The following is a 23,309-nucleotide window of genomic DNA, read 5'->3' on the forward strand; positions in this document are numbered from 1 at the left end:
AGCGTTCTCTCGTGCCTCGCGACAGAGACCCTAGTTTAAATCATCGAGCCTTTTACGCCCGATTCAAGCTTCGCCTCTGAGCAAAGTGTTTCGTGCGGGCGTTCTAGCAGATCGTCGCTGTCCAGAACAATGCAAGACCAGTCCGGCAGCGGTCGGTTCGAGAATAAATTTTCCACACCTGTCCCAAAACCCGGAAATTTCTGCTTGCAAGCCGTCCAGCCGAGAAAAGGCAGGAAAAATATTGCCTATGAGCGCACGCCCGCGCCGCAGCGGGGTCGACCGATCGCGACCGCCGGCTTTCAGCGGCAATCGATGCGCACGCACTATCGAAACAGCGGCCCAGCCGCTATACGCTCTTTTGGAACCGGGTCAGATGCGCCATCAAGGGTGGGCAATTTCGAGGCGCGCACATTCGATTTCACCAACAGGTATGTGGCGCATAAAAACTTCTCCGGAGTAGCGGGGCCGAAAATTGAACCGGCTTTCATCCATAAGGCAGCAATTCACGCCTTCGCGGATCAATATCTACTTCTCCATTTTTTGCTTTTTTTTCCCGCCGATCCTGGGATCCGCGGTCAGCTTCGTGTTCAATGGCGGCGGACTGTGGTCCGTCCTGTTGATCGCCTTGAAGAGAAGGCGCTTCAATGTCGACCGGGCGATGATGGCGCTGACGATCGCGATCTATGCCTATTGCGCAAGCAATGTCCTGGCGTCCATCGTCAACCACGCGATCGTCGGGGACGCACGGCATCTTCTGCCGCTGATCACCTTTCTGCTTTTCCCCGTCTCCTATTCAACCTGGAGCATTTCGCAAAAGACAATGCTCGTCCGCATCATTGTGCTGGCCAGCATGGCGGCCTGTTTTGGCGCGCTGCTGCTGGCGGTCTACCAGCAGTATCTGCTCGGTATACGCGCGGAGGGCGGGGCCGGGAATGCGATCATTTTCGCCGAGGTTCTGTGCCTTGCAGTGGTGACCTGCGTGGCTGCTGCCCTGTCCGGCATAGAGAGATACAGGATCGCCCTCATCTGCGCCGCGCTCGGCGGAACGATCGCCATCGTCTATTCCGGTACACGCATTGTCTGGCTGGCGCTGCTGATCGCCGGCGTCGCCGTTCTGCTGATCAACCAGCGACGGCTGAGAGGGAAAAGTGCCGTTCGCCTGCTTTTGCTGCTGGCCGCGATTGCGGTTCCGATCGCGGCTTTCGGCTTCCAGACGATAGCAGGACGTATCGCATTTCTGCACTCCGACTGGGTTGCGATGGCCCACGGTGACCATACGACAGCCTTGGGAGCGCGCGTTGCCCTTTGGGATATTGGCCTCAAGGCATTTCGTGAGATGCCGTTGTTCGGACACGGGGTGGGTGCCACCCATCTCTTGATCAAGCAGGGCTTTCAAGATCAGTTCGGGTTGGACGCAGGGTTCAATCATTTCCACAACGGCTTCCTGACCGCCTTGGTGCAAGCGGGGCTCCTGGGCGCGCTGACGCTGGCGGCGATCTTCGTGATCGCCGCCAGGAACGCCGCTTTGGTGCTGCGCAACAGCGCCGATCCGATCGAGCGGTTCGGCGCCACCATGATTGTCGCCCTCGTCATCACCTACCTGACCGCTGGAATGACTGGAATCCTGCTCGGTCATGACATTCTGGATTCAGTCTTCATGGTCTTTCTGGTGTCGGGAACGTATCTTGCCTGCGGGCGCCAGGCTGCGTTGATGGAGAGCCAAACCGTTCCATCAGGGGTGGAGGCCGACGCGGTACCACCCGCGAAAGGCCAAACCGCTCCATCAGGGGTGGAAGGCCTGGCACCTCCGCCAGCCGCCCGATAGACGGTGTGGGAAAGACAATGAAAGTCCTGGTTACGGGCGCGACGGGCTTCATCGGCCGCCAGGTGGTCCATCGACTTCGTGAGGCCGGTGTCGAGCTTCGCGTCGCTTCGCGCCAACCGGAGCGACTTGATCCGGGTTCCGACGCAATACCGATGCCCGGCTTCGATGCGTCGGCCGCCGCCTTCCTGGCGCTGACCAGGGATGTTACGGATGTCATCCATTGCGCGGGTCTGAACAATGACCGGGGCAATGCTACCGAAGCCGACTTTCGAGCAGCCAATGCGCAATTGAGCGCACGGCTGGCGCATGCCGCCGCCGCTCAGGCAAGCGGACGGTTTATCCATCTATCCTCGATCCGGGCCGTGATCGGCGCGGGTGCCAGCGCAATGATCGACGAAGAAACGGTCCCCGAGCCGCAAGACGCCTACGGACGCTCCAAACGCGAAGCGGAAATTGCCGTGCTGGGCGCCTATGCTTCGCATGGCCGGTCCGATGCCGTCATATTGCGCCTGCCTCCGGTCTACGGGATCGGCATGAAAGGAAACCTGGCGACGCTGATGCGGCTCGCCGACACGGCTCTGCCGATGCCGACGGGTGCACTGACGGCAAACCGCTCACTGCTGTCATCGCAATCGGCGGCACGGGCCGTGTGGCATCTGCTTTGCCATCAGCAGCCACTTCGTCCGGTCTACACCGCCAGCGACGTGCCGCCGGTTTCCGTCGCCACCATCATCGGTGCCTTTCGCCTTGGGTTCGACAGGCCGGCGCGACTGGTGACAATGCCGGCCGGACCGATGCGGGCAGCCGCCATTCTGCTTGGCAAGCGAAGGTTCTGGGACAGCCTGACCGCGACACAGATTTGCGACCCTTCCCTGCTTGCCTCGGAAGGCTGGGCGCCAGAAACCGAGACGCTGGAGCGGCTGACCGAGATAGCGCGGCTCCGGAAGCCAAGACTTCCTGTTTGACGTGATCCAAGAACGGTTTCCGCCTTTAATTCGGGGCTGCTCAGCCGCGATAAAGTGTTCCAACCAGAATCCGAAGGTCGAGCCAGAAGGACGCGGTCCTGAGATAGGTGGCATCGGTTTCGGCCAGTAGTTGCGGGTTCGACATGTCGATGCCCCTGATCTGGGCCAAGCCTGTCATCCCCGGCAGAGCCTGCAAAACACCCAACCGCCCGCGGCATTCGATCAGTTCCGTCTGGGTCGGCAGGCAGGGTCGCGGCCCGACCAGGCTCATTTCGCCGCGCAGGACATTCCAGAGTTGCGGCAACTCGTCGAGCTTGAATTTCCGCAAGCCCTTTCCAACCGATGTCACGGCGCTCACGGGTGTTTCATGCGAGGGCAAGGATGGCGTTCCCTGGTACATCGTCCTTAGTTTGTGGCAGCGAAAGAGCGCCCCTTCCCGGCCAACCCGCGTTTGCGAAAAAATCACCGGGCCAGGCGACGATATCCGGACGGCAAGAATGGCGAGCAATAGAATGGGAGAGGTTGCCACCAGCAGCACGGCCGCACCGGCGAGATCGAAGATTTTCTTGGCTGTCTTCATGAGTGGCCGATGGGCTCCCTGCCAGGGCTTACGCGGCAACCGCGACACAGCCCATCCATCCGGGCGGCGTAGCATGAGGTCGCGGTCCTGACCAAGCACGCCACGCGGTCGCCGATATTCAGATACGCCCCAGGGCAAAGGCGAGATAAAGCCCAAGGGTCCCCGCAAAAGTCTGTCGATAGACGCCGCTCTTGCGCAGGGCGCCCAGGCGTTGGAAAAGACCGCCGCGCCTGCCGTTTGCGAACAGGTCGAGGCACGCCAGCGCATCCCGGGTCAGGAGATCGCGATTGACGGCAAGCCCGGCAAGATTGACATCGGTCCAGTCCGCGAACTGGCCCTTGAACAGGCGACCGAGCCGCGAAATCCGCGCCTGCCACGATGCGTTGGCGCCCACCAGATTTGCCGCATGCTGGCGGTAGCGTACCAAGGGCCGCGGATCGTAGCGGACGACGCCGCCCGCACCGGTGACGATCAGGTAAGCCCACCAATCGTGGCTGACGAAGCCGGTGTGCGCGGAGGCCCTGGCCAACAGGTCGCGCGCCGCGCGGTTGAGCAGCATGGTGTTGCCGCCGGCGATGCTCTGCACCAGAGCATTGCGGAACGACGGCGGACGGCTAAACAGCGGCGAATGGCCAACCAGCCTGCCGGTTTCGGTCATGGTCGCGGTTCGCGAGCAGCTCATCAGCGCAATGTCAGTGTCGAATGCCTGCATCCAGCCAAGGGCGCTTTCAAGCCTGTCAGGCTCCCAGACATCATCCTGATCGCTGAAGGCGTAGCAATCAGCGTCAATGCGAGGATCGAGGATCATCGACCGGAAGTTGGCGGCAAAACCTTTCCCTGGCCCATCGACCAATGTGATCCGGCCCTTTGTCCAGCGGGGCTTCCAGGCTTCGATGATGGCAGGCGTGCCATCGGCGGAGCCGTCGTCGGATATCCAGAGATCGATCAGCGGATGCGACTGCGCGAGCAGCGATCGGATCTGCTCGTCGATGAAGGCGGCGCCGTTCATCGTGCCCATCAGCACCGCAATGCGCGGATATGTCTTACCCACGGATGTCAAACGCCTTGCCGCACGAGGTTTTGCGAGCCACGAAACACGCACTCTTCCTGGAATTGCTCATCTCTTGCCTCCACCCAATTCCGGACGGAAAACCGCGGCGCACTTTTCCTGGAATCGCTCATCTCTTGCCTTCACGCAATTCCGGACGGAAAACCGCTGCGCACTTTTCCTGGAATCGCTTCAGCTCGCCTGCCCGGCCGTCTTCGGGACCGCGTCATGGCGCGCGTTCGCCCTTGTCTTCGTCGCGCGGTCGAGATCGGCCAGGATGGTGAGCGAAGCCGCCTTGTCCTGGGTCTTCATGGATTGCTGCAGCGCGGCAAGTGCCGCCTGGACGTCCGACCACCGCGCGACATCGGTGCTCAGGCCAAAAATCTTGGCAATGCTGAGCTCGACCAGTTCCTCGTCTTCGCCGTGCAGGGTCTCGTGCAGCTTTTCACCCGGACGGATGCCCGTGAAGCGGATTGGAATGTCGGTATAGGGGCTTTTTCCCGCCATGCGGATCATGGTTTCGGCCACTTCGAGGATCGGCACGGGCTTGCCCATGTCGAGCATGTAGACGGCGTAGTCCTGGTCGGCCGGCCGCGACGCGGCATCGGCCGCCGACATGATGACGAGATCGACAGCTTCGGCGACAGTCATGAAATAGCGCGTCATGCGCCGGTCGGTTATGGTGACCGGACCACCTGCCTCGATCTGCGCCTGGAATATGGTCGCCACCGAGCCGTTGCTGCCAAACACATTGCCGAAGCGGACAGCGATGAACTTGGTGGCGGGGCAGCGCCCGCCCGGTTCGCCGGCCGGCGTGCCATGCAAGGCGCTGACGATCTGTTCGGCGGCCCGCTTGGTCATGCCAAGCACGGAGGTCGGATCGACAGCCTTGTCGCTCGAGACCATGACAAATTGCGCCACGCCGCATTTGGCGGCAACCTCGGCGCAGACCAGCGTGCCGAAGACATTGGTCTGGATGGCCGATTCCCAGTTCTCCTCCAGCAGAGGCACGTGCTTCAACGCCGCGGCATGGAAGACGATGTCTGGTTTGAACTCGGTGACGACCCGCGTCATCTGGCGCCGGTCCGCGACGTCGACGATGCGGACCTTGAGGCGGTCATGGTGCTTCTCGTCGACATATTGGCTCAACTGGAAGATGCCGAATTCGGAATTGTCGGCGACCAGCACCGCCTCGGCTCCCAACTCCAGCGACCGCTTGACCAGCGTCCGCCCGATGGAGCCGGCGCCTCCGGTGACCAGGACGCGCTTGCCGCCGACGAAGGCGCCGATGCGCTCGATGTCCGACGGCACCGTGGGGCGGCGCAGGATCGTTTCCATCTCGACGGCATCGAGAACGAGCTTTCCCTCCTGGCCGAGTTGCGAAAGCCCCGAGAATTGCACGACCGCTATGTCGCCTTGACGCGCGACGCGGACCAGTTCGGAATATTCCTCGATCTCATGCTCGGCGCCGCTGCCGAAGATCAGCAGGTCGAGGCTCTTGGTGCCGCTCGCATAATCCTCCAGGACCTCGACCAGGCGCGGCCGGGTCGCCACCACCGGAACCCCTTGAATGCGCGTGCCCAGCGGCGCGCCGCGCTCGGTCGCCATGATGCCGGCGATGGTATGGTCGGCAGGGTCCGCCGTACGCGTGAAACGAATGATGAGGTCGGCCTCGCCCAGCCGCCCGACGAACAGTGCTTGCTTGGCCCGTTCCCTGTCGTCCCTGCCGTTCAGGACGCCCCAGCTCGCGCCGTCACGCAGGAAGCGGTAGAACAGCCGGGGCGCCGAGATGATGGTGAAGGAGACAAGGAAGAAGACGATGAACTGGCGCTCATTGAGGCCCGCGACAGGCTGGAAGAAGCGCACGAGCAACGAAACGGCGTAGAGCACGAACGTCAGGATCGTGCAGCTCTTCAGGATGTTGAAGAAATCGGGCGTCGAGGCGAAGCGCCAGACCGTGGTGTAGAGGCCGCAATAGCGGAACAGCAGATGGCTGATGACCACGATGCTGGCCCAGGTGACGAGCCCCTGCCTGGAGAGCGCCTCGAACGACAGATCGGACCGCGACAGGAGAAGGCTGAGCGCCACAGCGACCAGGACCATGACCACGTCTTGGACCATGATGAAGGCGCGCCGCACTTGCGGCCTCAATCCGAAGACAGCTTCCAGATAGGAATTCATTGGGCGGGACTAGACTCCGGGCTTTCGGCACGACCACCAGCAAAGCGAGCGACCACGAACATCATCCGTGGCCGGCACAATTCCAAGTAGCATTACCGGCCCCCACCGTGCTGTATCGCATACTGCGAGGTGCGAGGCATAGCCAGATGTTTTTTGGGGGGAACAGTTGAAGGGATCATCAAGACCCAATGTGCACTTTTAGGGGGCCACCTAGCTGACGTCGCCACTCTTATCGCTTAAGGATCGCGGCGAATCCATTCCTGCCCGCTCGCGCGGGGCACCCTTTACGGAAGAATGCTCGATGAATATGTTTCAGCCCAACGAGGATGCAAGAATGCTACGGGAAGTGCCGGCTGCCGAAAGCGACAACGACACCCTATGCGCACTTTCGATTGTGCTAATATTAGAAGGACGTTTGAGTTCGGGGCGAGGTTTTGTAAGCCGAATTGTGGATACGCTTCGTCCTATTGTTAAAAAGAGCGATGATGATGTCGAGTTGATCGTCGTTTTCAGCGATCCCCAGTGGAAGGCAGCACCAAGCATCCAGTCACTGCCTGCCTACTTTCAGCGTGTTCGCGTCTGTGAAGTGGCTTCCGACAACGAATTGCCCGCCGAACTGCTCAATGCGGGGAGAAAAGTCGCCAGCGGCCATCGGCTCATTTTTTTGGGCCCGCAACTTGCTTCGGACGCTGGCCGTCTCTCAGCATTGGTTGAAGCGAGTAGAGCCGCTAGCCGTGGTAGCCACTCGATCGCGGTATCGTATCCCTCTTCTAGTTGGCGCTTCGGACTTCCGGGAGAGCCTTCTAAATTTCAACTACACGGATGGATGCTTAACTGCCCGCTTCTAGAACTCTCTGACGTAGCCATCTCGTCAACAGCACTGGATGAAATCGGTGGCTTCGATACTTCTCCACTCCTCCAGCAAGCCTCCAACTGGGATGCCCTGATCAGGCTTTCCAGTAGCCAAGATATCAGCCTGGTAAAAGTCATTGAGGGTCCACATAGGGAGACCAGAACTCCGTTCATCGCACGACCTTACCCCGTTAGCGAGGATATGCGCCGCAGATATATGGCCAGCGGCCTATCTGCGCCCGACATCAATGAACGTGAACGAAACTTCATCCACGATATGCCGTCGAATGACTACAACTACCTTTCGCGGCACATCCCATCGCTTGCGCGATATGAACGATCCTCTAATTCCGAACCTATCCGAGTTACAGTTACCGGTGGACCTTGGGAGTATCACCATAATTGGTTGTGTTTTTATTCATATTTTAAGTATCTTGAAGGAACCGGCTTTGGTACGTATAAAAGCTTGTTCGATCATCTTGTAACAAGAGAAGATGTTGAAAGTAGCGATATAGTTATTCTGTCAAGATGTAAAGTTGAGCAGGTTCGCCAAATTCTCGACTGGTGTAAAGAACTCGGAGTGCCGTCAGTCTATATGATCGACGATAATTGGATCTCCATCACACATGATTGGCCCGATCTGTATCGTGATGTGTTCGGTCCGAACACCCCCTTCTTTCGTAATTTCATATTCGGGATCAGGCACGCAGATTATGTACTCACCTACAATAAATTTTTAGCTGAGGATATTGCACCTTATGCAAAAAAAATTGTTACTCTGCCAAATAGTGTAGATTTAGCTCTTTTTGAAAATACGCCAAGACGACCTTCAAAAAGGTTCGTTGTTGGGTATTCAGGGTCGGAAAGATATGACAACCAAGCGTTCAGAGCTCTGGCTGAAATAGGAGAAACCCATGGTGACGTGGACATTTTGATATTCGGAAGCCTTTCACAGAGTCAACGGGCTCTTTTGAAAGGCACAAGAGTTATAGAACACTCTCTCGCACCATATGTTCAGTACGCTCAAATGATTAGGGAGGCTAGCCCTGATATCTTGCTGGCCCCCCTAGATGACACACGGACCTCACGATCAAAATGTCCCAACAAGTATCTCGATATCACCGCCGCCGGTGCAGTCGGTGTATATTCCAACATCGAACCCTATAGCTGGCACATCGAAGATGGAGTCAATGGCGTTCTCATTTCCAACCCAAATGAGTGGGTCAAGAAAATAACGTCTCTTCTGGATAAGGCAAAGCTATCCAAGTTGCACGCAAATGCCAGGACTGACATCGCCACGAACTATGACACATCCGTGGTGGCTTCTCAATTTGCAGAGCTGATTAAATCCCTCGCTAACGGGCTACGATAGTGGAAACTAAAGAAATGCTGAACGCCGCATTGATTTCTCATTCCCCTTATACAGCTGGGTCAGAGAAAATGCTGGCTAATCTCGCCTTCGGCTTAGCTGACGGCGGTAAGATCAATCCCGTCGTCCTGATCCCCGATCCTGACCGCGGTTTACTAGGCAAACTGCTCAGCAGTCGAAACGTTCAATGGTACAGATCTCCGCTGCTCAGAGGGTATGTTTACGAGACGATCCATCTTGCGCCGGAGCATGCAAAATATGTTCTAGATGTTTCCGGTATGTATGCCGATCTATATTGGCGGCGGCGAATTGACGTCGTTGTTGTAAATACATTGACAGGCCTTTGCCCTGCCATCGGTGCAATCCTTGCCGGACTGCCATACGTCCTGTGGGTGCACGGTGTTTTAGACGGAGATCCAGCAAGCACTCACGATCTTATGAAACAAACATTCGACTCTATTATGCTCAAGAATGCGAGTTCCGTGATCTGCTGCTCCGATTGGACCAGGAGATATTTCGAGTCGATGGTCCCGGGGGAAAAAGCAAAGACCATTCTCAACTGGACATCGGTTCCGGCCACGAAACCGACCTATGCCAAAACATCCAGAATTTGCACGATGACGAGTCTCGAATCCCACAAGGGAACGGAGTTTCTGATCCGAGCGATAGCCTTGCTTAAATCGTCGGGTTTGTCAGTCGGTCTTGATATTTATGGCGACGGACCAATTAGGATTAGCCTGCAGGAATTGTCGAGAGCGCTTCAAGTTGATGATTTGATTGTGTTTCACGGGAAGACGGATCGCCCTCAGGAGTGCTTCGGAAAGGCACTAGCTACTGTTATCCCGTCAATCGTGGAATCGTTCGGGATGGTGGCAATAGAATCTATGGCAACAGGAACACCCGTCATCGCTTCACGGGCCGGAGGCCTCCCAGAAGTTATTGAGGATGGCGTTTCAGGCATCTTGTTCAAACCCGCCGATCATGTAGATCTTGCCGCAAAAATACGCTCGTTATTTGAAGATCCAGAGAGAGCCGCGTACATAGGCACGACTGGGCGGGATCGGGCATTGACCTTCTTCGACGGAAAGAGGTCTATCCTACAATTCGAAGAGACTCTTTTTGGTTCTATAAAGTCATTTTCGCAATATTCAGATGAGGCCTTTTCGGACCTGGACCATCTTCGTCTTCTTTCTGAGATTTTACCCACTACCGGCTCGGTTGTTCGGACCGATGAGGCCACCTGGAATGAGTTAAATGAGATAAAGAATTCGGCGTATTGGCGGCTAGGAAGGCCCCTACGGGAATTTGCCACCAAGTATCCGGTTCTTCGATGGCCTGTTAAAAAGTCGCTCGGTGTTTTCTCTCGGAAACGCATCTGATTTTTTGAGCCGCTCTTTAGAGAAGCATCGTTAACAGGGATTGTGATCAAGAGGAAGTTATTCTGACAAGTGTATTCTTTTGGCAATTCGTCGAATAACCAATGCAGCCCCCCCCTCGTTGTAGACTACCACAAGGTGTATTGTTAGGCGCTCAATCCAGCGCCAGATTTTTTTTAAATTCAACCGAGCCTCTCTGAGAGGTTTAATGTCTCGTGACCGGTCTTTATCGAGTTTTTTGAAAAAGCGTGCCCACTCTTCGGAAACGCGAGACACGTCATAGCGCGCCTTAACGTCATCAAAAGCGCTGTCCGCCAAGTTCATCCGCCTCTGGGGATGTTCGAGCAGCGTTATTAGAGCCTGGAGCCAGGACGATTGAGCACCATCAACCAGCAATCCGGAGACCGAGTCCTTCACGACATCGCGATAGGGCGGAATATCAGAGTAAATTCCTGCAATTCGACAGGCGCCATATTCGCGATATTTATTGTCGGTCTTGCTGCGATTGGCTTCATGATCCACCAGAGGTGCCAGGCCGATAGCCCAATTTCTCGAAGCCTGGAATCTGATGTAAGCATTGTAGTCGCCGGTGTGTGGAAAAAACCTCACTCGCTCTCTGGGGGCTATGCCTCTTGGCAGAACGCCGGCAAATTCGAAGACTGCCTTCGGGTATTTCTCCAGGATCGGTTGGACAAGCGGCGATATCAGATCCAAATCATCAACTCGTGACGGGCTTCCCGCAAAGCCGATCCGGATTTCTTCCGTTGGGGGCGACTGCACACCCTTAATGAGAGAAAAATCAAAGAACGTCGGCAGAACCGCGATACTGGCATTAAAACCAGATATGAACTTGGCCAGTTCGGTCGAATTGACTATCACGGCATCCGCGTGCGAAATCGCAAACTCCAACGACTTTCTGATGATTGGGTGCTGATAATAGGTCGCGAGCGGAGTGCTCCCTGCGATCCGCCAGAAATTGTCATCAATGTAATAGGCATACGATATGTTCGCATCGACCAGCAATTGCGTCCATGACAGGACCAAGGGATCCGCACATCGCACAAACATAGGAATAGTGTCCGACGCAATGTCGCTGATCTGAAGATCAGCCAGAAACTGGACCCTGTGGTTGACGCCATACGCACGGCACGCCGCCATGACCTGTGCAATCAGATGAGTCGTGGCTATTTCCGCTTCGATTACCACCAGGATATTAGGCATGCTTGGCACGCTGCCGTCGTTTGGTTTGAGTGCTTGCATTCCGCTTTACGCACTTCATCACTAATTTCCACCAAGGTCGGCTGTCGGGCGGCCTACTTTCTGGCGAATCAAGGTTCACGGTCGACAAGATTTGCAGTACGCGCAAATGCGGCACAAATTGTCTAATGCGGCGCTGATCGAATCCTTACGATATGCTCGGTAAATTGGCCCGCGAATAGCACTCAAGAATCTCAGTCGTATCTCCATCCATGTGAATACTGCCCCCATCGAGCCAAATCGTTCGCTTACAGAACGATCCAAGAAGTGTCGGGTCATGACTCGCGAAGACCAGGATCTTTCCCTGCTCCATGAATTCGTACATTCGGCGCTTGGCCTTTTCCGCAAAGCGGATGTCGCCAGCACCCATCACTTCATCAATCAGCAGAATTTCGGGATTGATGCTGGTCGACACGGCAAAGGCAAGACGAACAAACATGCCGGCTGAATAGGTGCGAACGGGATAATCCAGGAATTCCCCTAGTTCGGTGAACTCCCCGATCTCCGGCAATTTCTCCTCGATTTCGGCAGGCGACATGCCAAGCAGCAATCCGCGGATGCGAATATTGTCCCAGCCGGACTGGTTCATTTCGAAACCGGTCGCGAACTCGAACATCGGGCACACATGCCCACGAACCGTGACCTTACCGGACGTCGGCGGATAAATCTTCGCCATGACCTTCAGCAGCGTGCTTTTGCCGGCGCCGTTGAGGCCAATCAAGCCGACACGTTCACCACTCCCAATTCTCAGGTTCACTTGGTGCAGCGCATTCACGCTATATGTGGATGAGCCCACATTCCGCCCAGTCAGCCGGCCGACGAACCAATCTTTCAGGCCGCCGTTGGCACGTTCCCCCTGAAAGCGGATACCCACGCTATCGAGATTAATTGCAAGCTCGGTCAAAGCAGGAAAACCAATCGATTGTCTAGACGGCGAGCAACAAGGGCCGCAATCACCCATAGGACAAATAAGTAAATAGCTGCAAACGCGTAATTCTCAAAGGGGGAGAAGCCGCCTTCAAGTATGGGATGACGGACGATATCTATCAGATAGTACAGAGGGTTATATTGGTATACGAAGTCGAGATGTTTTTCCTGAAGAACTTTAATCGGAAACATGATTGGAGTTACAAAAAAAATGACCTGCAAGATACCGGCCAGGGCAAATGGCAAATCTCTGAAGCGAGTTCCAACGTATGCAGATATCACAATGTGCCCGAGGGCTGCCACCAACAGCAACATCAAACCAGGAACGGCCATTATCCATCCTAAGATATGAAAATTTTGGAAGAAGATTTGGACTATTATGATAGCCAAAAAGCCTATCAGCAAAACAATACTATACGAAACAAGCGCCCTTAACAGATATATCTGCTTTGGATAGGAGAACTGCTTGATATAACCTTCAGATCCCACGAAAGCCGCACCAGCTTCAATGAACGATGAAAGCAGAAACCCCCAGATGACAAAACCGGCGGTCAAAAAAGGCAAAAAATCAGCCATAGGCTGGCCGAACATGACGCCATAAACAAAGCCGGCACCACCCACGAAGAACGCCAGGTTCAACAGGATCCACAGCGGCCCGATGAAGGAACGCCGAAAACGTGCCTTGATGTCCTGAACACCCAGAAAAATCCAGACACGCCAAAGCTTCAGAGCTGCCAGCGCATCATTATAGAGTTGCTGCGTTGGTATCATGTCATGCGACCTCCGGTGAAGCTCATGCGGATGAAACCGTTAGAGCGGCTTTCTTCGATGAAGCCGCACCGTATGTAGACGCCAATGGCCTTTGTATTGTGCTCCATCACTTCAAGAAAGACGTAGGGCAGTTTGAGGATATCTGTCGCGAACCGCACGAGCTCTGAACACGAGCGGGTGATGTAGCCCTTTCCGGCCATTTCCGGTGCAACGAGAAATCGGCCGATCTCGGCACTTCCGGCACCATGATCGATGTCATAGATGCCGCATTGACCGACCGGGTGTCCGTCCACCTCCACCAGGAAGAACAAATCATCGTCCTTTTTGAGATGGTTGTTGTACCACGCCAGATGCTGGTCAAAAGCGAGCCTCTCGGATGTCTTGAACCAGACACGCGCGTCATCCCTGTTGCGCCAGTCGAGGATAGTTTTGAGATCCCGCTCCTCCACCAGCCTCAAGACAATGGTGCCGTCTCCAAAAGGGGCGATTTGCGGTTTCATTGGGCGTATTTGAGAACCAGCTCTGAAACCAGATCCACGTCAGCCTTGCTCATGCGAAGATGCAGCGGCAGAGAGATGATTTCCTTGCTTGCCACCGACGCATTCGGACACGTACCTGCCGCAAAGGCGTACATCCGGTAGTCGGTGTTGTCGCGATAGTGAACCCCCGGATAGATTCCGTGCTCGTTGAGGGCAAGCATCAGATTGTCGCGGTTTTGGACCCGTATCTGCAGAAGATGCTGGGCTGACTCGCAGCCTCGCGCCGTCGGTACGACGCTGACATGGTTGTGCCCATCCAGATGCTGTCGGTACCAGACGGCGAGCTGGCGCCGAAAGGAATTGTCGATATCGAGATATTTCAGCTGGACGATGGCAATGGCCGCCATGATCGAGTTGCCGTGATATTTATGCCCGATCTCCTCGACGTCATACATCCATTTGTACGCCCCCTGAGAGGCGGTGCGGGCATATGTATCCTTGTTGATGCCCAGCCAGGTCAGCTTGCGGACGCGCTCATCGTCCTCCGCTTCCTTGAAACAAATCATTCCGGAATCGGCGGTTGGAAGATTCTTGACCGCCTGGAAACTGAACACAGATACATCGGCGTCACCACCAATGTGCCTGCCGTCGACGCGAGTGCCAGACATGTGGGCAGCGTCGAGCACCAGCTTGATGTCGCGTGCGCGGCAAATCTCCAATATCTTCTGATATTGGCCGACGTTGCCTCCCATGCCGACGAATATCAGTGCTTTCGTTTTGTCGGTGATCCGCTCGAGCACACTTTGTGGGTCAAGGCAGAGATACTCGTCAACATCGGCGAATACCGGCTTGAGGCCAGCATATAGAATGGCATGGTTTGTCGACACGAACGTCAACGGCGTGGTGATGACCTCACTGTCATCGTCCCATCCATATTTGGACTTGAACAACTGGAAAGCCAGATGAAGCCCAACCGTATTGGAGTTCAGAAAATGGGCGTGTGGGAGACCCGTATAGTTCTTCCACGCCGTCTCGAATTCCGCGGTCTTGAAGCCTAGTCCGGTCCATCCTTTTTCCAGGCACTCACGGATACCCGCAAGGCATTCTTCGATGCGGAAACTCGGTACAAATAATTGAACGCTCATCAAGAATCTCCATGACGCTGGCGGTTCACACGTTGCTGGCGTGCCCCGTCTGACCGTTCAGGAGACGAGATACGATTTCTTTTGTCGATAGCTGCCATTCGGGCGCCGTCCAACCACAGGTCGCGGTGAACTTCGCCGTAGACAACGTTGAATTGGCGGGGCGGCGCGCCTTGGTCGGATAGTCCACTGTAGCAATGTCCCGTACCCGCGCCCAAGGGCCACCAAACACACGGCTTGTGTCCAGGATATGACGCGCGAAACCACTCCAATTGGTCTCGCCTGTTCCCACCAAATGGTACACACCGAAGGACGAGAAGCCCGTTCTGGGATGCAGCATCGCTGCCGCATGCAAGATTGCGTCAGCAATATCAAGCGCTGAAGTGGGATTTCCCCACTGGTCAGCCACGACGGCGATCTCGTCCCTGTCGACGGCAAGCTTCAGCATCGTCTTGACGAAATTCCGGCCGAACGGGCTGTATGCCCACGCCGTGCGTAGGATCAGATGACGCGGATTGGCAGCGGCCACCGCTTGTTCACCAGCGAGCTTCGAGGCACCGTATGTATTACGCGGCGCCGTCGGGTCGGTCTCGACATAAGCGCCGGCCCTGGTTCCGTCGAAGACATAGTCGGTCGAGAGATGAATGACCGGCACGCCCAGCCGCGCCGCTGCCTCGGCCACCTTGCCGGCGCCGGTCGCGTTGACCGCAAAGGCCAGATCGGATTCGTCCTCGGCCTGGTCGACTGCCGTATAGGCGGCGGCCGACACGACGATGTCGGGCTTTGCGGCGGTGATGGCGTCGATGACCGTCTCCGGTTTCGCGAGGTCGAGTTGCGGACGGCCGATGGCGACGACCTCCAGGCCGGCGCGCGCCTGGCCGGCTTCCAGCAGGCTCGCCGCGACCTGGCCGTCGCGCCCGGTGACGAGGAGCCTCATGCGCCCACCTTGCGGGCTTCGCCCAGCCTTTCGCCGGCATAGCGCTGTTCGCGGATCGGCCCCCACCACCATTCGTTGTCGAGGAACCAGTCGACGGTCCTGGCAAGGCCGCTGTCGAAATTCTCCCTGGGCGTCCAGCCGAGTTCGCGGCTTATCTTGGTGGCGTCGATGGCGTAGCGGCGGTCGTGGCCGGGACGATCGGTGACGAAGGAGATCAGCTCGCGATAGCGCCTGCCGCCGGCGCGCGGACGCCTGGTGTCGAGCAGGTCGCAGATCGTCTCGACGACGGCAAGGTTGGTGCGTTCCGAATTGCCGCCGACATTATAGCTCTCACCCGGATGCCCCTTGGTGGCGACCAGTTCCAGGGCGCGCGCGTGATCCTCGACGAACAGCCAGTCGCGCACATTGGCGCCGGCGCCATAGACCGGCAGCTGCTTTTCGTCGAGCGCGTTGAGGATGACGAGCGGGATGAGCTTTTCGGGGAAATGATAGGGGCCGTAATTGTTCGAACAGTTGGAAAGCACGACCGGCAGGCCGTAGGTTTCGTGCCAGGCGCGCACCAGATGGTCCGAAGCCGCCTTCGAGGCGGAATAGGGCGAGGACGGCGCGTAGGGCGTCTCCTCGACGAACATGCCGCCGTCGAAAGGCAGGTCCCCGAACACCTCGTCGGTGGAGACGTGATGGAAGCGGAAGCGGCTCTTCCTGTCGTCGGACAGGCCGCGCCAGTATTCCAGCGCGGCATTGAGCATCTTATAGGTGCCGACGATGTTGGTCTCGATGAAGGCGCCCGGTCCATCGATCGAACGGTCGACATGGCTCTCGGCTGCGAGGTTCATGACGATGTCGATGTCGTGGCGGCGCAGGATATCGAGCACCGCCCTGTCGTCGCAGATATCGGCCTGGGCGAAGCTGTAATTATGGGCATTCTCGATCGGCCGCAGCGAGGCCAGATTGCCCGCATAGGTCAGCTTGTCGAGATTGGTCACCCGGTAGGCCGGATTGGCGCACAGATGCCGGCATACCGCCGACCCGATGAAGCCGGCACCGCCCGTCACCAGAAAATTCAAGCCGCCGTCCTTATTCACCACACGCTCCATCAGGCGAACACCTCGGCCGCGGCCAGCGTCGGCGCCTTGAGGTCCTTGTCGGAAAGCTGGAACCCGCCGGCCAGCGACGGCCATTCGATGCCGATGGCGGGATCGTCGAAACGGATCGACCGGTCATGCTCGGGCGAATAAGTGTCGGTCACCTTGTACAGCACCTCGGTGTCGGGCACGAGCGTGACGAAGCCATGCGCGAAGCCCTTCGGCACCAGGATCTGGTTGCCCTTGTCGGCCGACACTTCGAGTGCGACCCATTTTCCAAAGGTTTTCGAGGTGCGGCGGATGTCGACCGCGACATCGAGAACGCTGCCTCTGACGACCCGCAGCAGCTTATCCTGGGCGCGCGGCGCGAGCTGGTAGTGTAGCCCCCGCAAAACGCCGGCGGCGGCGGAATAGGAATGATTGTCCTGCACGAAAACCAGGTCGATGGCGGCCTGCGAAAAGCGCTCGGCATTGTAGGTTTCCATGAAGAAACCGCGGGCGTCGCCGTGGCGTTTGGGAACGATTTCCAGCACCCCGTCGATGCCGAGGGACCTTATCTCCAGCATCTAGCTCTCCGACAGATCGGCAACGCGCCGGCGCAGATAGGCGGCGTATTCGTTCTTGCCCAGGCGGGTCGCGCGCTCCAGCACCATCTCCGCCGTCAGCCAGCCCTGTTCGAAGGCGATCTCTTCCGGGCAGGCGACCTTGATGCCCTGGCGATGCTCGATGGTGCGCACGAAGGAAGAGGCCTCGTGCAGGCTGTCATGCGTGCCGGTGTCAAGCCAGGCATAACCACGGCCCAAACGGTGGACATGGAGCTGGCCGCGTTCGAGATAGACGTTGTTGACCGCCGTGATCTCGATCTCGCCACGCGCCGAAGGGCGGATGGTCGGGGCGATGTCGACGACGGCATTGTCGTAGAAATAGAGCCCGGTGACGGCCCAGTTGGACTTCGGCTTTTGCGGCTTCTCCTCGATCGTCAGCGCGGTTCCGGTCACCTTGTCGAAGGACACCACGCCATAGCGTTCGGGATCCTCGACATGGTAGGCGAACACCGAAGCGCCTGTCTGGCGCGCTGCCGCGGCGCGGCAAAGCTGCGACAGCCCGTCGCCGAAATAAATGTTGTCGCCCAGGATCATCGACACGCTGTCCTTGCCGATGAAATCGCGGCCGATGATGAAGGCTTCCGCGAGACCATTGGGCCGCGGCTGCTCGGCGTAAGACAGCGCCAGCCCGAAATCCGACCCGTCGCCCAGCAACCCCTGGAAAGCCGGCAGGTCACGCGGCGTCGAAATGATCAGAATCTCTCGGATGCCCGCGAGCATCAGCACGCTCAGCGGATAATAGATCATCGGCTTGTCGTAGATGGGGAGAATTTGCTTAGAGACTGCTAATGTTAGTGGATAAAGACGCGTTCCACTGCCTCCAGCAAGGATAATTCCTTTCAAGAAGCTCTCCTCGACATGCCAAAGCCCCCCGGCCCTGAATGCCCGTGCTTAGGTTTCATGCATTGGCTTGTCAATGCGGCACGGGACAAACGCGTTGGCAATGTCGGATAGGGGCCATCGACCGGCCCTTCCGTCCCAATCCGCCTTATCCTACCTCGTCGAGGCCGAGGCCCTGACCGGGACAAGCAGATTGTCATCGTCATGGCGGGAGGCCCTGGCCATTTCGTTCCTCTGGTTGAGCCGATTGGCAAAACCGCCGTGAAACACAATAGCATTCAAATAGGCGAACGTCATTGCCAGGGCGGCGGTACGCAAGGGGTAGTCGACGAGAGAGTGAACGAGCAGAAATGATATCGACAGAAAAGCGGCCTTCTGCAACGGTTCTCCGCGAATTCTCAAGGACGATGCCGATAGAAGCACCGTATAGGCAACCATCAGCAAGGTAACTGGCGCACCACCTTCCAGCACCAGTTCCAGATAGTCGTTGTGCGCATGATTTACATAGGATTTGAAGATCATGCTGCTTTTTTCATAGATCTGATAAACCTTCTGGAAGGACCCAAATCCGACGCCGGTGGCCCAATTCTGTTCAATTCCCTCAATCGTGGTTCGAGCGAATTCGGCCCTTCCGAATTCCGGGTCGACGACTTTCACATCGATCTTTGCCCAGGCGCCGATCGTGTAGATCGAAAGACCGATGAAAACAGCCAGGATGCCATAGCCACCAACCTTGGAGCGGGCCGACAGGAAGACGACGGATATGGCGGTGATCGCCAGCCCGATCAGAATGCCGGCCCGCGAGCCGGCGGCCAGAAGAAGCAGCAGGAGTGTCACCAATCCGAGCGCTCCTGACAGGAGGTGACCGCGGAACAGGCCGTAATAAACGACGAAGGGGATGGAGACGAAAAGCAAGGCCGAGAAATGGTTCTGATTGGCAAAGAGACCCGCATTGATCGTAAACGGCAGCAGTCCCTCGATGGCAACGGTATCGGAGAGCGAGTACTGGATCGCCGCCGCCAGGCCATTGCAGATCACTCCCATGAAAAAGAACGGCAGCAGACCATGGACCTGCTCGGCACGCAGGCGCAGGACGCCGAGGAAGAACGCGGCGGCGGCAATGAAATAGAGCATGCACTCGATGGTGCGCCCTACCCCGACGCTGACGAAGCGCCACCGTGTCGCGCCATCCAGCCATGGATCCGCAAGCAGCACGCCGGGCCGCCAACCCTCGAGCAGGGTCGCTGGCAGCGGCATCAGCTGAAAACAAAACACCGCCACCACAAGAGCAAGCAACCACAAGATAGCGCGAGGAATGGCCTGTTGAGCCGGTCGCGAGAGAATGACCGCCGCGGCGACGATCGCCGCGATCTCGATCAGCGTCTCGGTGTAGAGGCCGCTCGCGGTGCCGCCGCCGATCAGCAGGGACAGAAAGAGGACAGATCCAAGCAGATATTTGTCCCACTCCGCGGGCCGTCGAGACTGTTCCCTCACGACGATATTCTTTCGATGCTCAATTTGTGCATGACCAACGTCCCGACATATCGAAACCGCCAACTCTCGGCGATCGCCGCCGTTTCCAGTCTCAGCAACTGCATCGGGCACGCCGCCGGTTCAATCGTGAAGTCGAGGCTCAGGCTTCGCCTGCTGAAGGTGCCTTCCGGGATGTCGAAGCGCGCCATTTCGCGTGATGGGTCGACGCATCTGAGCGACCAGAACAAATCCTTTGGCAGCTTGAGGTTCGTGGCCGAAGCGTTCAGGGAAATCCTGTAGGAGCCCGGAGGCAGTTCGATGAATTGCTGAAGCGCCGCGTTCTTGACGGGCGTGTTCAGAAATCGAAGCGTCGCTCCGCGGTCGCTTTCACCCGCGTCCTGCAATCCGGCGAAAGTGATCTCCAGACCCGAGCGGTCATGTACCACCCAGTCGAATGGCTTGCCGCTGTGGACCGGTTCGAAGCCGCCATTGAAAAATATACCCACCCAGTTTCCGCTCCTCATCCGACAGGCTGAAGAGAAAGAGCCGATAGGCCGAGCCATATTGCTTCTGCTTGATATAGCCATCGATCACGGCCGACAATTCGTTGGAGGTTGGAGGCGCCGACGACCCCGCGAGATCCAGCAGCAACTGGTTCGCGGCCGCCAAGCCCTGAGGGTTCTGGCCAAGGGTCGAGAAAAGCTTGCCTCGCCACGGAGCTTCCGCCCGGATGGCGGCGAGCACGGCCCCGTATCCCCGGGAATTGGAGAGAATAGCCGGCCAGCCGGCAGCCAAGGCCGAAAACTGATCAGGCCACCGGCGCAGCAAGATATCGATCTCGACCACGGCCCTTACCAGGTCGCCCGCCTCGACGGACCGGTCGATGGATCTCCGCAACGCGTGTATTTCGGTCTTGGACAGCATTCGAGCCCGATCAAAGAGCTCGAACGCCTGGTCCGTTTCGCCCTGGCGGTACTTGATCTCACCGATCAGGCTATAGAGGCGCGCATCCGCGACATCGAACCGAAGCGCATTTCGAGCCTTTGCGTCCAACCCTTGGAGGTCGGCATGGTCGTTCGTTTGATTCAGTTGGCCCGTGATTTCGCCTATCAAGGCATCCACGTTCAACGGATCCAGCGCGAGAGAGACGCTGGGCGCCGCGGTTTCAAGAAGACGACTTAGCCCGATCGACGAAGCCATCAACACCAGAACGGAGGCGACGAACCAAACGCCTGAACGCAGGAGACTTTGCATGCGCGGGCTGGTCTGCTCCACCATCGACTTTGCCCTCAATTTTCGGGGTACCGTATTGGTAATATTGGTAGTTCATATATTTGTAGGCGTAGTTGTAATCGAACTTGTTCACCTGGAATTTCGACATCGCGGCCCCGATGACATTCGCCCCGGCCGTCCGCAGTCGTTTCAGAGCCGTTTTGGCTGATTTGCGGGTTACCTGGTTGGTGGAAATGACCATCAACGTGCCTTCGGCAAGTCGGCTGAGGATCGGCGCATCCGAAAGGCCGACGACCGGCGGCGCATCGATGATGACCAGATCGAAGCGCTTGCCGAGATTGGTGATGATCAGCGCCATTTTCGGCGAAGAGAGCAGGTCCGCCGGGTTCGGCGGTCCCCGATGTCAGGACAGTGTCGCGCCACGCATCAGCGCCATGATCGCGTCGGTTGTAAGCCCCGCGCCGGCGTGACCGCGCAACCTGGCGAAGCGGGTTGCATCCGGTCTTTTGTCCACGCGAGTAAGCGCAATAGTTCCATCAGCAGCGCGGCGGAAATCGACCCGGCTCCCGGGGACGATACCCAGGAGATCGCGGATCGGCTTCAGGATGGTAACTTTTCCCTTCGTAGTGACGACGACGCTCATCCTAATTTCCAGTGCTTTCGAGGTGAGAAGGTGTCCGAGGGCAGCGCCTAGGCGGAATGAACGAGTCCTGCTTACAGTGCGCTTTTCATGGAGCCGCGAGTTGCCCTATTATGTCAAGATTGCCCGTGACGGAGCCTTACATGTGCAATGACTACGAGCAGCATGTCGCGTGGGCTGAATATTGCCGAATGATGGCTTCGCTCGCGCTCAAAATTCCCACACACCAGACCGCACTCGATTTGCCACAGGCCGACGACGTTCGCATCAATGATCCGGCTCCCATAATGCGCAGCACTGGCGAGGCCATCGAGCTTGCTTCGATGACGTTCGGGTTTCCTCCGTCCGGCCCAAAGGGCGGCCCTGTGTTCAACTTCCGCTCGGAAGGTCGGCAGTTCAGCAACAGCAAACGGTGCCTCATTCCGGCGTCAGCCTTCTTCGAATTCACGGGCACGAAGTATCCTAAAGCGAAACATCGCTTTACGCTGAACGGCTCGCCGTTCATGGCTGTTGCAGGGCTCTGGCGCGATGCGGTCGGCAACAAGCCACCTACCTTCACCATGCTGACGACCGAGCCCGGACCCGATGTCGCACCGTATCACAATCGCCAGGTCGTTGTACTTCAGCCTGAAAATTGGTTGGCCTGGATCAATCTGACAAAGCCGGAAGCCAAGCTATTGCAGCCGCTTCCGGCCGGATCGCTGACCGTCGAGACAGTGCGCCCCGAACGATCGTGATCAGTTACGCAGAATATCGGGTACTCTCAGGGGGCCGAGTTCCAGAATGCGTTCGTATTCGCCGGTCCGACGCCAGACACCCTTGGTTCGGCCATTCTCCCGGTCCTTCGCAGGATCGAATAAGGTACCGCGAAAGCGATCGCGGAAAGCCTTTGCAAACGCCTGATCAGCGAAACAGTGCAGTCGCCACTGCTCATATTTGCCATTCGACCAAATCGCCTGCACTTGCCGGGTATGAGGCATGACGCCAAGCTCCTGACAAAATTCCGTAATTTGCGTAAGGTTTCGATCAACGCATAGATCATCAGGCAATGCGACCTGGTACGGCCAATCGCGATCGATGACCGACGGTGCTGGAATGGAACGGCTGCGCTTCGGCATTTGTCGGCTTTTCGGTTGCCGCCTCAAGAGCGTTGATCGCATCGTACACGGCTTGTCGCTTGGGCTCGATCGGCTCGTCGGGATGAAATCTCGCAAGCTCCAGGGTAGTATAGGCAATCGTTACCGCCGCGATCAGATCTCTTGGGTCATCATCGACATCGAGCGTCAATCTTTCAGCCAGCGTCCCGATTTCCGAAAAATTCAAATATTCGCCCTTGCCATCCTGCGCCGCAGTCAGGGCGCGGAGCATGGAGAGCGCGGTCGGTCGATCTGCGAGCTGCGTCGCAGGATCGTCCAGCAATCGCAGATCAGCAGTAAACGGCCGCCTCTCTTCGGGCCAATCGGCGCAACATGCATCAAGCGCAGCATTAGACGCCTCCATCCAGAGGTTGGCCGCCGCATGCTCCATTTCAGAAGGTTCGTTATCTTCCGGGAAACCGTTGATATCCCATCCTTCGAGGGCGAACATGCCCTCCGCTGCTTGTAACGACGTAATGCCTGCACGATCCAACACAGCCTGTGCGGCCGCTATTCCCCGCGAAATTTCCTCCGGCGTCGCGCCCTTCATCAGCAAAAGCAGGTCCATTCTTGCCTCCACTAGTTAGC

24 protein-coding genes are annotated in these 23,309 nt (G+C 57.4%); 5 read left to right on the plus strand and 19 right to left on the minus strand.

Going from position 1 to position 23,309, the window contains the following annotated elements; translation table 11 throughout:
- Positions 1 to 472: 472 nt before the first annotated feature.
- Together LB564_RS21900 and LB564_RS21905 are read left to right on the plus strand one after the other, a co-directional pair.
- Positions 473 to 1,825, plus strand: coding sequence for an O-antigen ligase family protein (locus LB564_RS21900; protein ID WP_224540883.1), 1,353 nt, complete (start codon positions 473 to 475; stop codon positions 1,823 to 1,825).
- 17 nt (positions 1,826 to 1,842) lie between these two features.
- On the plus strand, positions 1,843 to 2,790 hold the full coding sequence (locus tag LB564_RS21905; protein WP_224540885.1) for an NAD-dependent epimerase/dehydratase family protein: 948 nt from the start codon (positions 1,843 to 1,845) through the stop codon (positions 2,788 to 2,790).
- 40 nt (positions 2,791 to 2,830) lie between these two features.
- Here LB564_RS21905 and LB564_RS21910 read toward each other — a convergent pair whose 3' ends face one another.
- The 3 genes from LB564_RS21910 to LB564_RS21920 all read right to left on the minus strand — a co-directional run bounded on the left by LB564_RS21910 (position 2,831) and on the right by LB564_RS21920 (position 6,599).
- Entirely contained in the window at positions 2,831 to 3,370 is a 540-nt protein-coding gene (locus LB564_RS21910; protein ID WP_224540958.1) for a sugar transferase, read from the minus strand.
- Positions 3,371 to 3,488: 118 nt separating this feature from the next.
- Positions 3,489 to 4,388, minus strand: coding sequence for a glycosyltransferase family 2 protein (locus LB564_RS21915; protein WP_411910192.1), 900 nt, complete (start codon positions 4,386 to 4,388; stop codon positions 3,489 to 3,491).
- Between the two features lie 222 nt (positions 4,389 to 4,610).
- On the minus strand, positions 4,611 to 6,599 hold the full coding sequence (locus LB564_RS21920; RefSeq protein ID WP_224540890.1) for a nucleoside-diphosphate sugar epimerase/dehydratase: 1,989 nt from the start codon (positions 6,597 to 6,599) through the stop codon (positions 4,611 to 4,613).
- A gap of 301 nt (positions 6,600 to 6,900) precedes the next feature.
- On the opposite strand from LB564_RS21920, the gene LB564_RS21925 reads away from it, so the two are divergent.
- A complete protein-coding gene (locus tag LB564_RS21925) occupies positions 6,901 to 8,823 on the plus strand; it encodes a glycosyltransferase (RefSeq protein ID WP_224540892.1) in 1,923 nt (640 codons plus the stop codon).
- Positions 8,824 to 8,837: 14 nt separating this feature from the next.
- Positions 8,838 to 10,199, plus strand: a complete 1,362-nt coding sequence (locus tag LB564_RS21930) for a glycosyltransferase family 4 protein (RefSeq protein ID WP_224540895.1) — start codon at positions 8,838 to 8,840, stop codon at positions 10,197 to 10,199.
- 57 nt (positions 10,200 to 10,256) lie between these two features.
- On the opposite strand, the gene LB564_RS21935 is transcribed toward LB564_RS21930, so the two are convergent.
- From LB564_RS21935 to LB564_RS22000, 14 genes are all read right to left on the minus strand, one after another.
- Positions 10,257 to 11,456: a glycosyltransferase gene (locus tag LB564_RS21935; RefSeq protein ID WP_224540896.1), complete on the minus strand. Its 1,200-nt coding sequence runs from the start codon at positions 11,454 to 11,456 to the stop codon at positions 10,257 to 10,259.
- Positions 11,457 to 11,601: 145 nt separating this feature from the next.
- On the minus strand, positions 11,602 to 12,357 hold the full coding sequence (locus LB564_RS21940; RefSeq protein WP_224540898.1) for an ABC transporter ATP-binding protein: 756 nt from the start codon (positions 12,355 to 12,357) through the stop codon (positions 11,602 to 11,604).
- Complete coding sequence (locus LB564_RS21945) at positions 12,354 to 13,151, minus strand: ABC transporter permease (protein WP_224540901.1); 798 nt, start codon at positions 13,149 to 13,151, stop codon at positions 12,354 to 12,356. The genes LB564_RS21940 and LB564_RS21945 overlap by 4 nt, the downstream gene beginning before the upstream one ends.
- The gene (locus tag LB564_RS21950) at positions 13,148 to 13,651 is read right to left on the minus strand and encodes a GNAT family N-acetyltransferase (protein ID WP_224540902.1); all 504 of its coding nucleotides are present in this window, start codon (positions 13,649 to 13,651) and stop codon (positions 13,148 to 13,150) included. The genes LB564_RS21945 and LB564_RS21950 overlap by 4 nt, the downstream gene beginning before the upstream one ends.
- Positions 13,648 to 14,775, minus strand: a complete 1,128-nt coding sequence (locus LB564_RS21955) for a DegT/DnrJ/EryC1/StrS family aminotransferase (protein WP_224540904.1) — start codon at positions 14,773 to 14,775, stop codon at positions 13,648 to 13,650. The genes LB564_RS21950 and LB564_RS21955 overlap by 4 nt, the downstream gene beginning before the upstream one ends.
- Positions 14,776 to 14,800: 25 nt before the next feature.
- Positions 14,801 to 15,709 carry a dTDP-4-dehydrorhamnose reductase gene (rfbD, locus tag LB564_RS21960; RefSeq protein WP_224540907.1) on the minus strand — a complete coding sequence of 303 codons (909 nt, stop codon included), beginning with the start codon at positions 15,707 to 15,709 and terminating at the stop codon, positions 14,801 to 14,803.
- On the minus strand, positions 15,706 to 16,776 hold the full coding sequence (rfbB, locus tag LB564_RS21965; RefSeq protein ID WP_224540959.1) for a dTDP-glucose 4,6-dehydratase: 1,071 nt from the start codon (positions 16,774 to 16,776) through the stop codon (positions 15,706 to 15,708). Before rfbB ends, rfbD begins: the two co-directional genes overlap by 4 nt.
- Positions 16,777 to 16,805: 29 nt before the next feature.
- Positions 16,806 to 17,360, minus strand: a complete 555-nt coding sequence (gene rfbC / locus LB564_RS21970; protein WP_224540909.1) for a dTDP-4-dehydrorhamnose 3,5-epimerase — start codon at positions 17,358 to 17,360, stop codon at positions 16,806 to 16,808.
- Entirely contained in the window at positions 17,361 to 18,242 is an 882-nt protein-coding gene (gene rfbA, locus LB564_RS21975) for a glucose-1-phosphate thymidylyltransferase RfbA (RefSeq protein WP_224540911.1), read from the minus strand.
- Between the two features lie 150 nt (positions 18,243 to 18,392).
- On the minus strand, positions 18,393 to 19,796 hold the full coding sequence (locus LB564_RS21980) for an O-antigen ligase family protein (RefSeq protein ID WP_224540913.1): 1,404 nt from the start codon (positions 19,794 to 19,796) through the stop codon (positions 18,393 to 18,395).
- A complete protein-coding gene (locus LB564_RS21985) occupies positions 19,730 to 20,218 on the minus strand; it encodes a hypothetical protein (RefSeq protein WP_224540915.1) in 489 nt (162 codons plus the stop codon). The genes LB564_RS21980 and LB564_RS21985 overlap by 67 nt, the downstream gene beginning before the upstream one ends.
- Entirely contained in the window at positions 20,148 to 20,990 is an 843-nt protein-coding gene (locus tag LB564_RS21990) for a hypothetical protein (protein WP_224540917.1), read from the minus strand. Before LB564_RS21990 ends, LB564_RS21985 begins: the two co-directional genes overlap by 71 nt.
- Positions 20,878 to 21,303 carry a hypothetical protein gene (locus tag LB564_RS21995; protein ID WP_224540919.1) on the minus strand — a complete coding sequence of 142 codons (426 nt, stop codon included), beginning with the start codon at positions 21,301 to 21,303 and terminating at the stop codon, positions 20,878 to 20,880. The genes LB564_RS21990 and LB564_RS21995 overlap by 113 nt, the downstream gene beginning before the upstream one ends.
- A 45-nt stretch (positions 21,304 to 21,348) precedes the next feature.
- Positions 21,349 to 21,588 (minus strand): AbrB/MazE/SpoVT family DNA-binding domain-containing protein, encoded by a 240-nt coding sequence (locus tag LB564_RS22000; RefSeq protein WP_224540920.1) that lies wholly within the window; start codon positions 21,586 to 21,588, stop codon positions 21,349 to 21,351.
- 140 nt (positions 21,589 to 21,728) lie between these two features.
- On the opposite strand from LB564_RS22000, the gene LB564_RS22005 reads away from it, so the two are divergent.
- A complete protein-coding gene (locus LB564_RS22005; protein ID WP_224540922.1) occupies positions 21,729 to 22,322 on the plus strand; it encodes an SOS response-associated peptidase in 594 nt (197 codons plus the stop codon).
- Here LB564_RS22005 and LB564_RS22010 read toward each other — a convergent pair whose 3' ends face one another.
- The gene (locus LB564_RS22010) at positions 22,323 to 22,565 is read right to left on the minus strand and encodes a hypothetical protein (RefSeq protein ID WP_140710439.1); all 243 of its coding nucleotides are present in this window, start codon (positions 22,563 to 22,565) and stop codon (positions 22,323 to 22,325) included. It lies immediately after the preceding gene.
- Between the two features lie 61 nt (positions 22,566 to 22,626).
- Positions 22,627 to 23,289 carry a hypothetical protein gene (locus LB564_RS22015; RefSeq protein ID WP_224540924.1) on the minus strand — a complete coding sequence of 221 codons (663 nt, stop codon included), beginning with the start codon at positions 23,287 to 23,289 and terminating at the stop codon, positions 22,627 to 22,629.
- Positions 23,290 to 23,309 lie beyond the last annotated feature (20 nt).

The sequence above is a fragment of the Mesorhizobium sp. ES1-6 genome (assembly GCF_020164775.1).
Classification (GTDB): domain Bacteria; phylum Pseudomonadota; class Alphaproteobacteria; order Rhizobiales; family Rhizobiaceae; genus Mesorhizobium.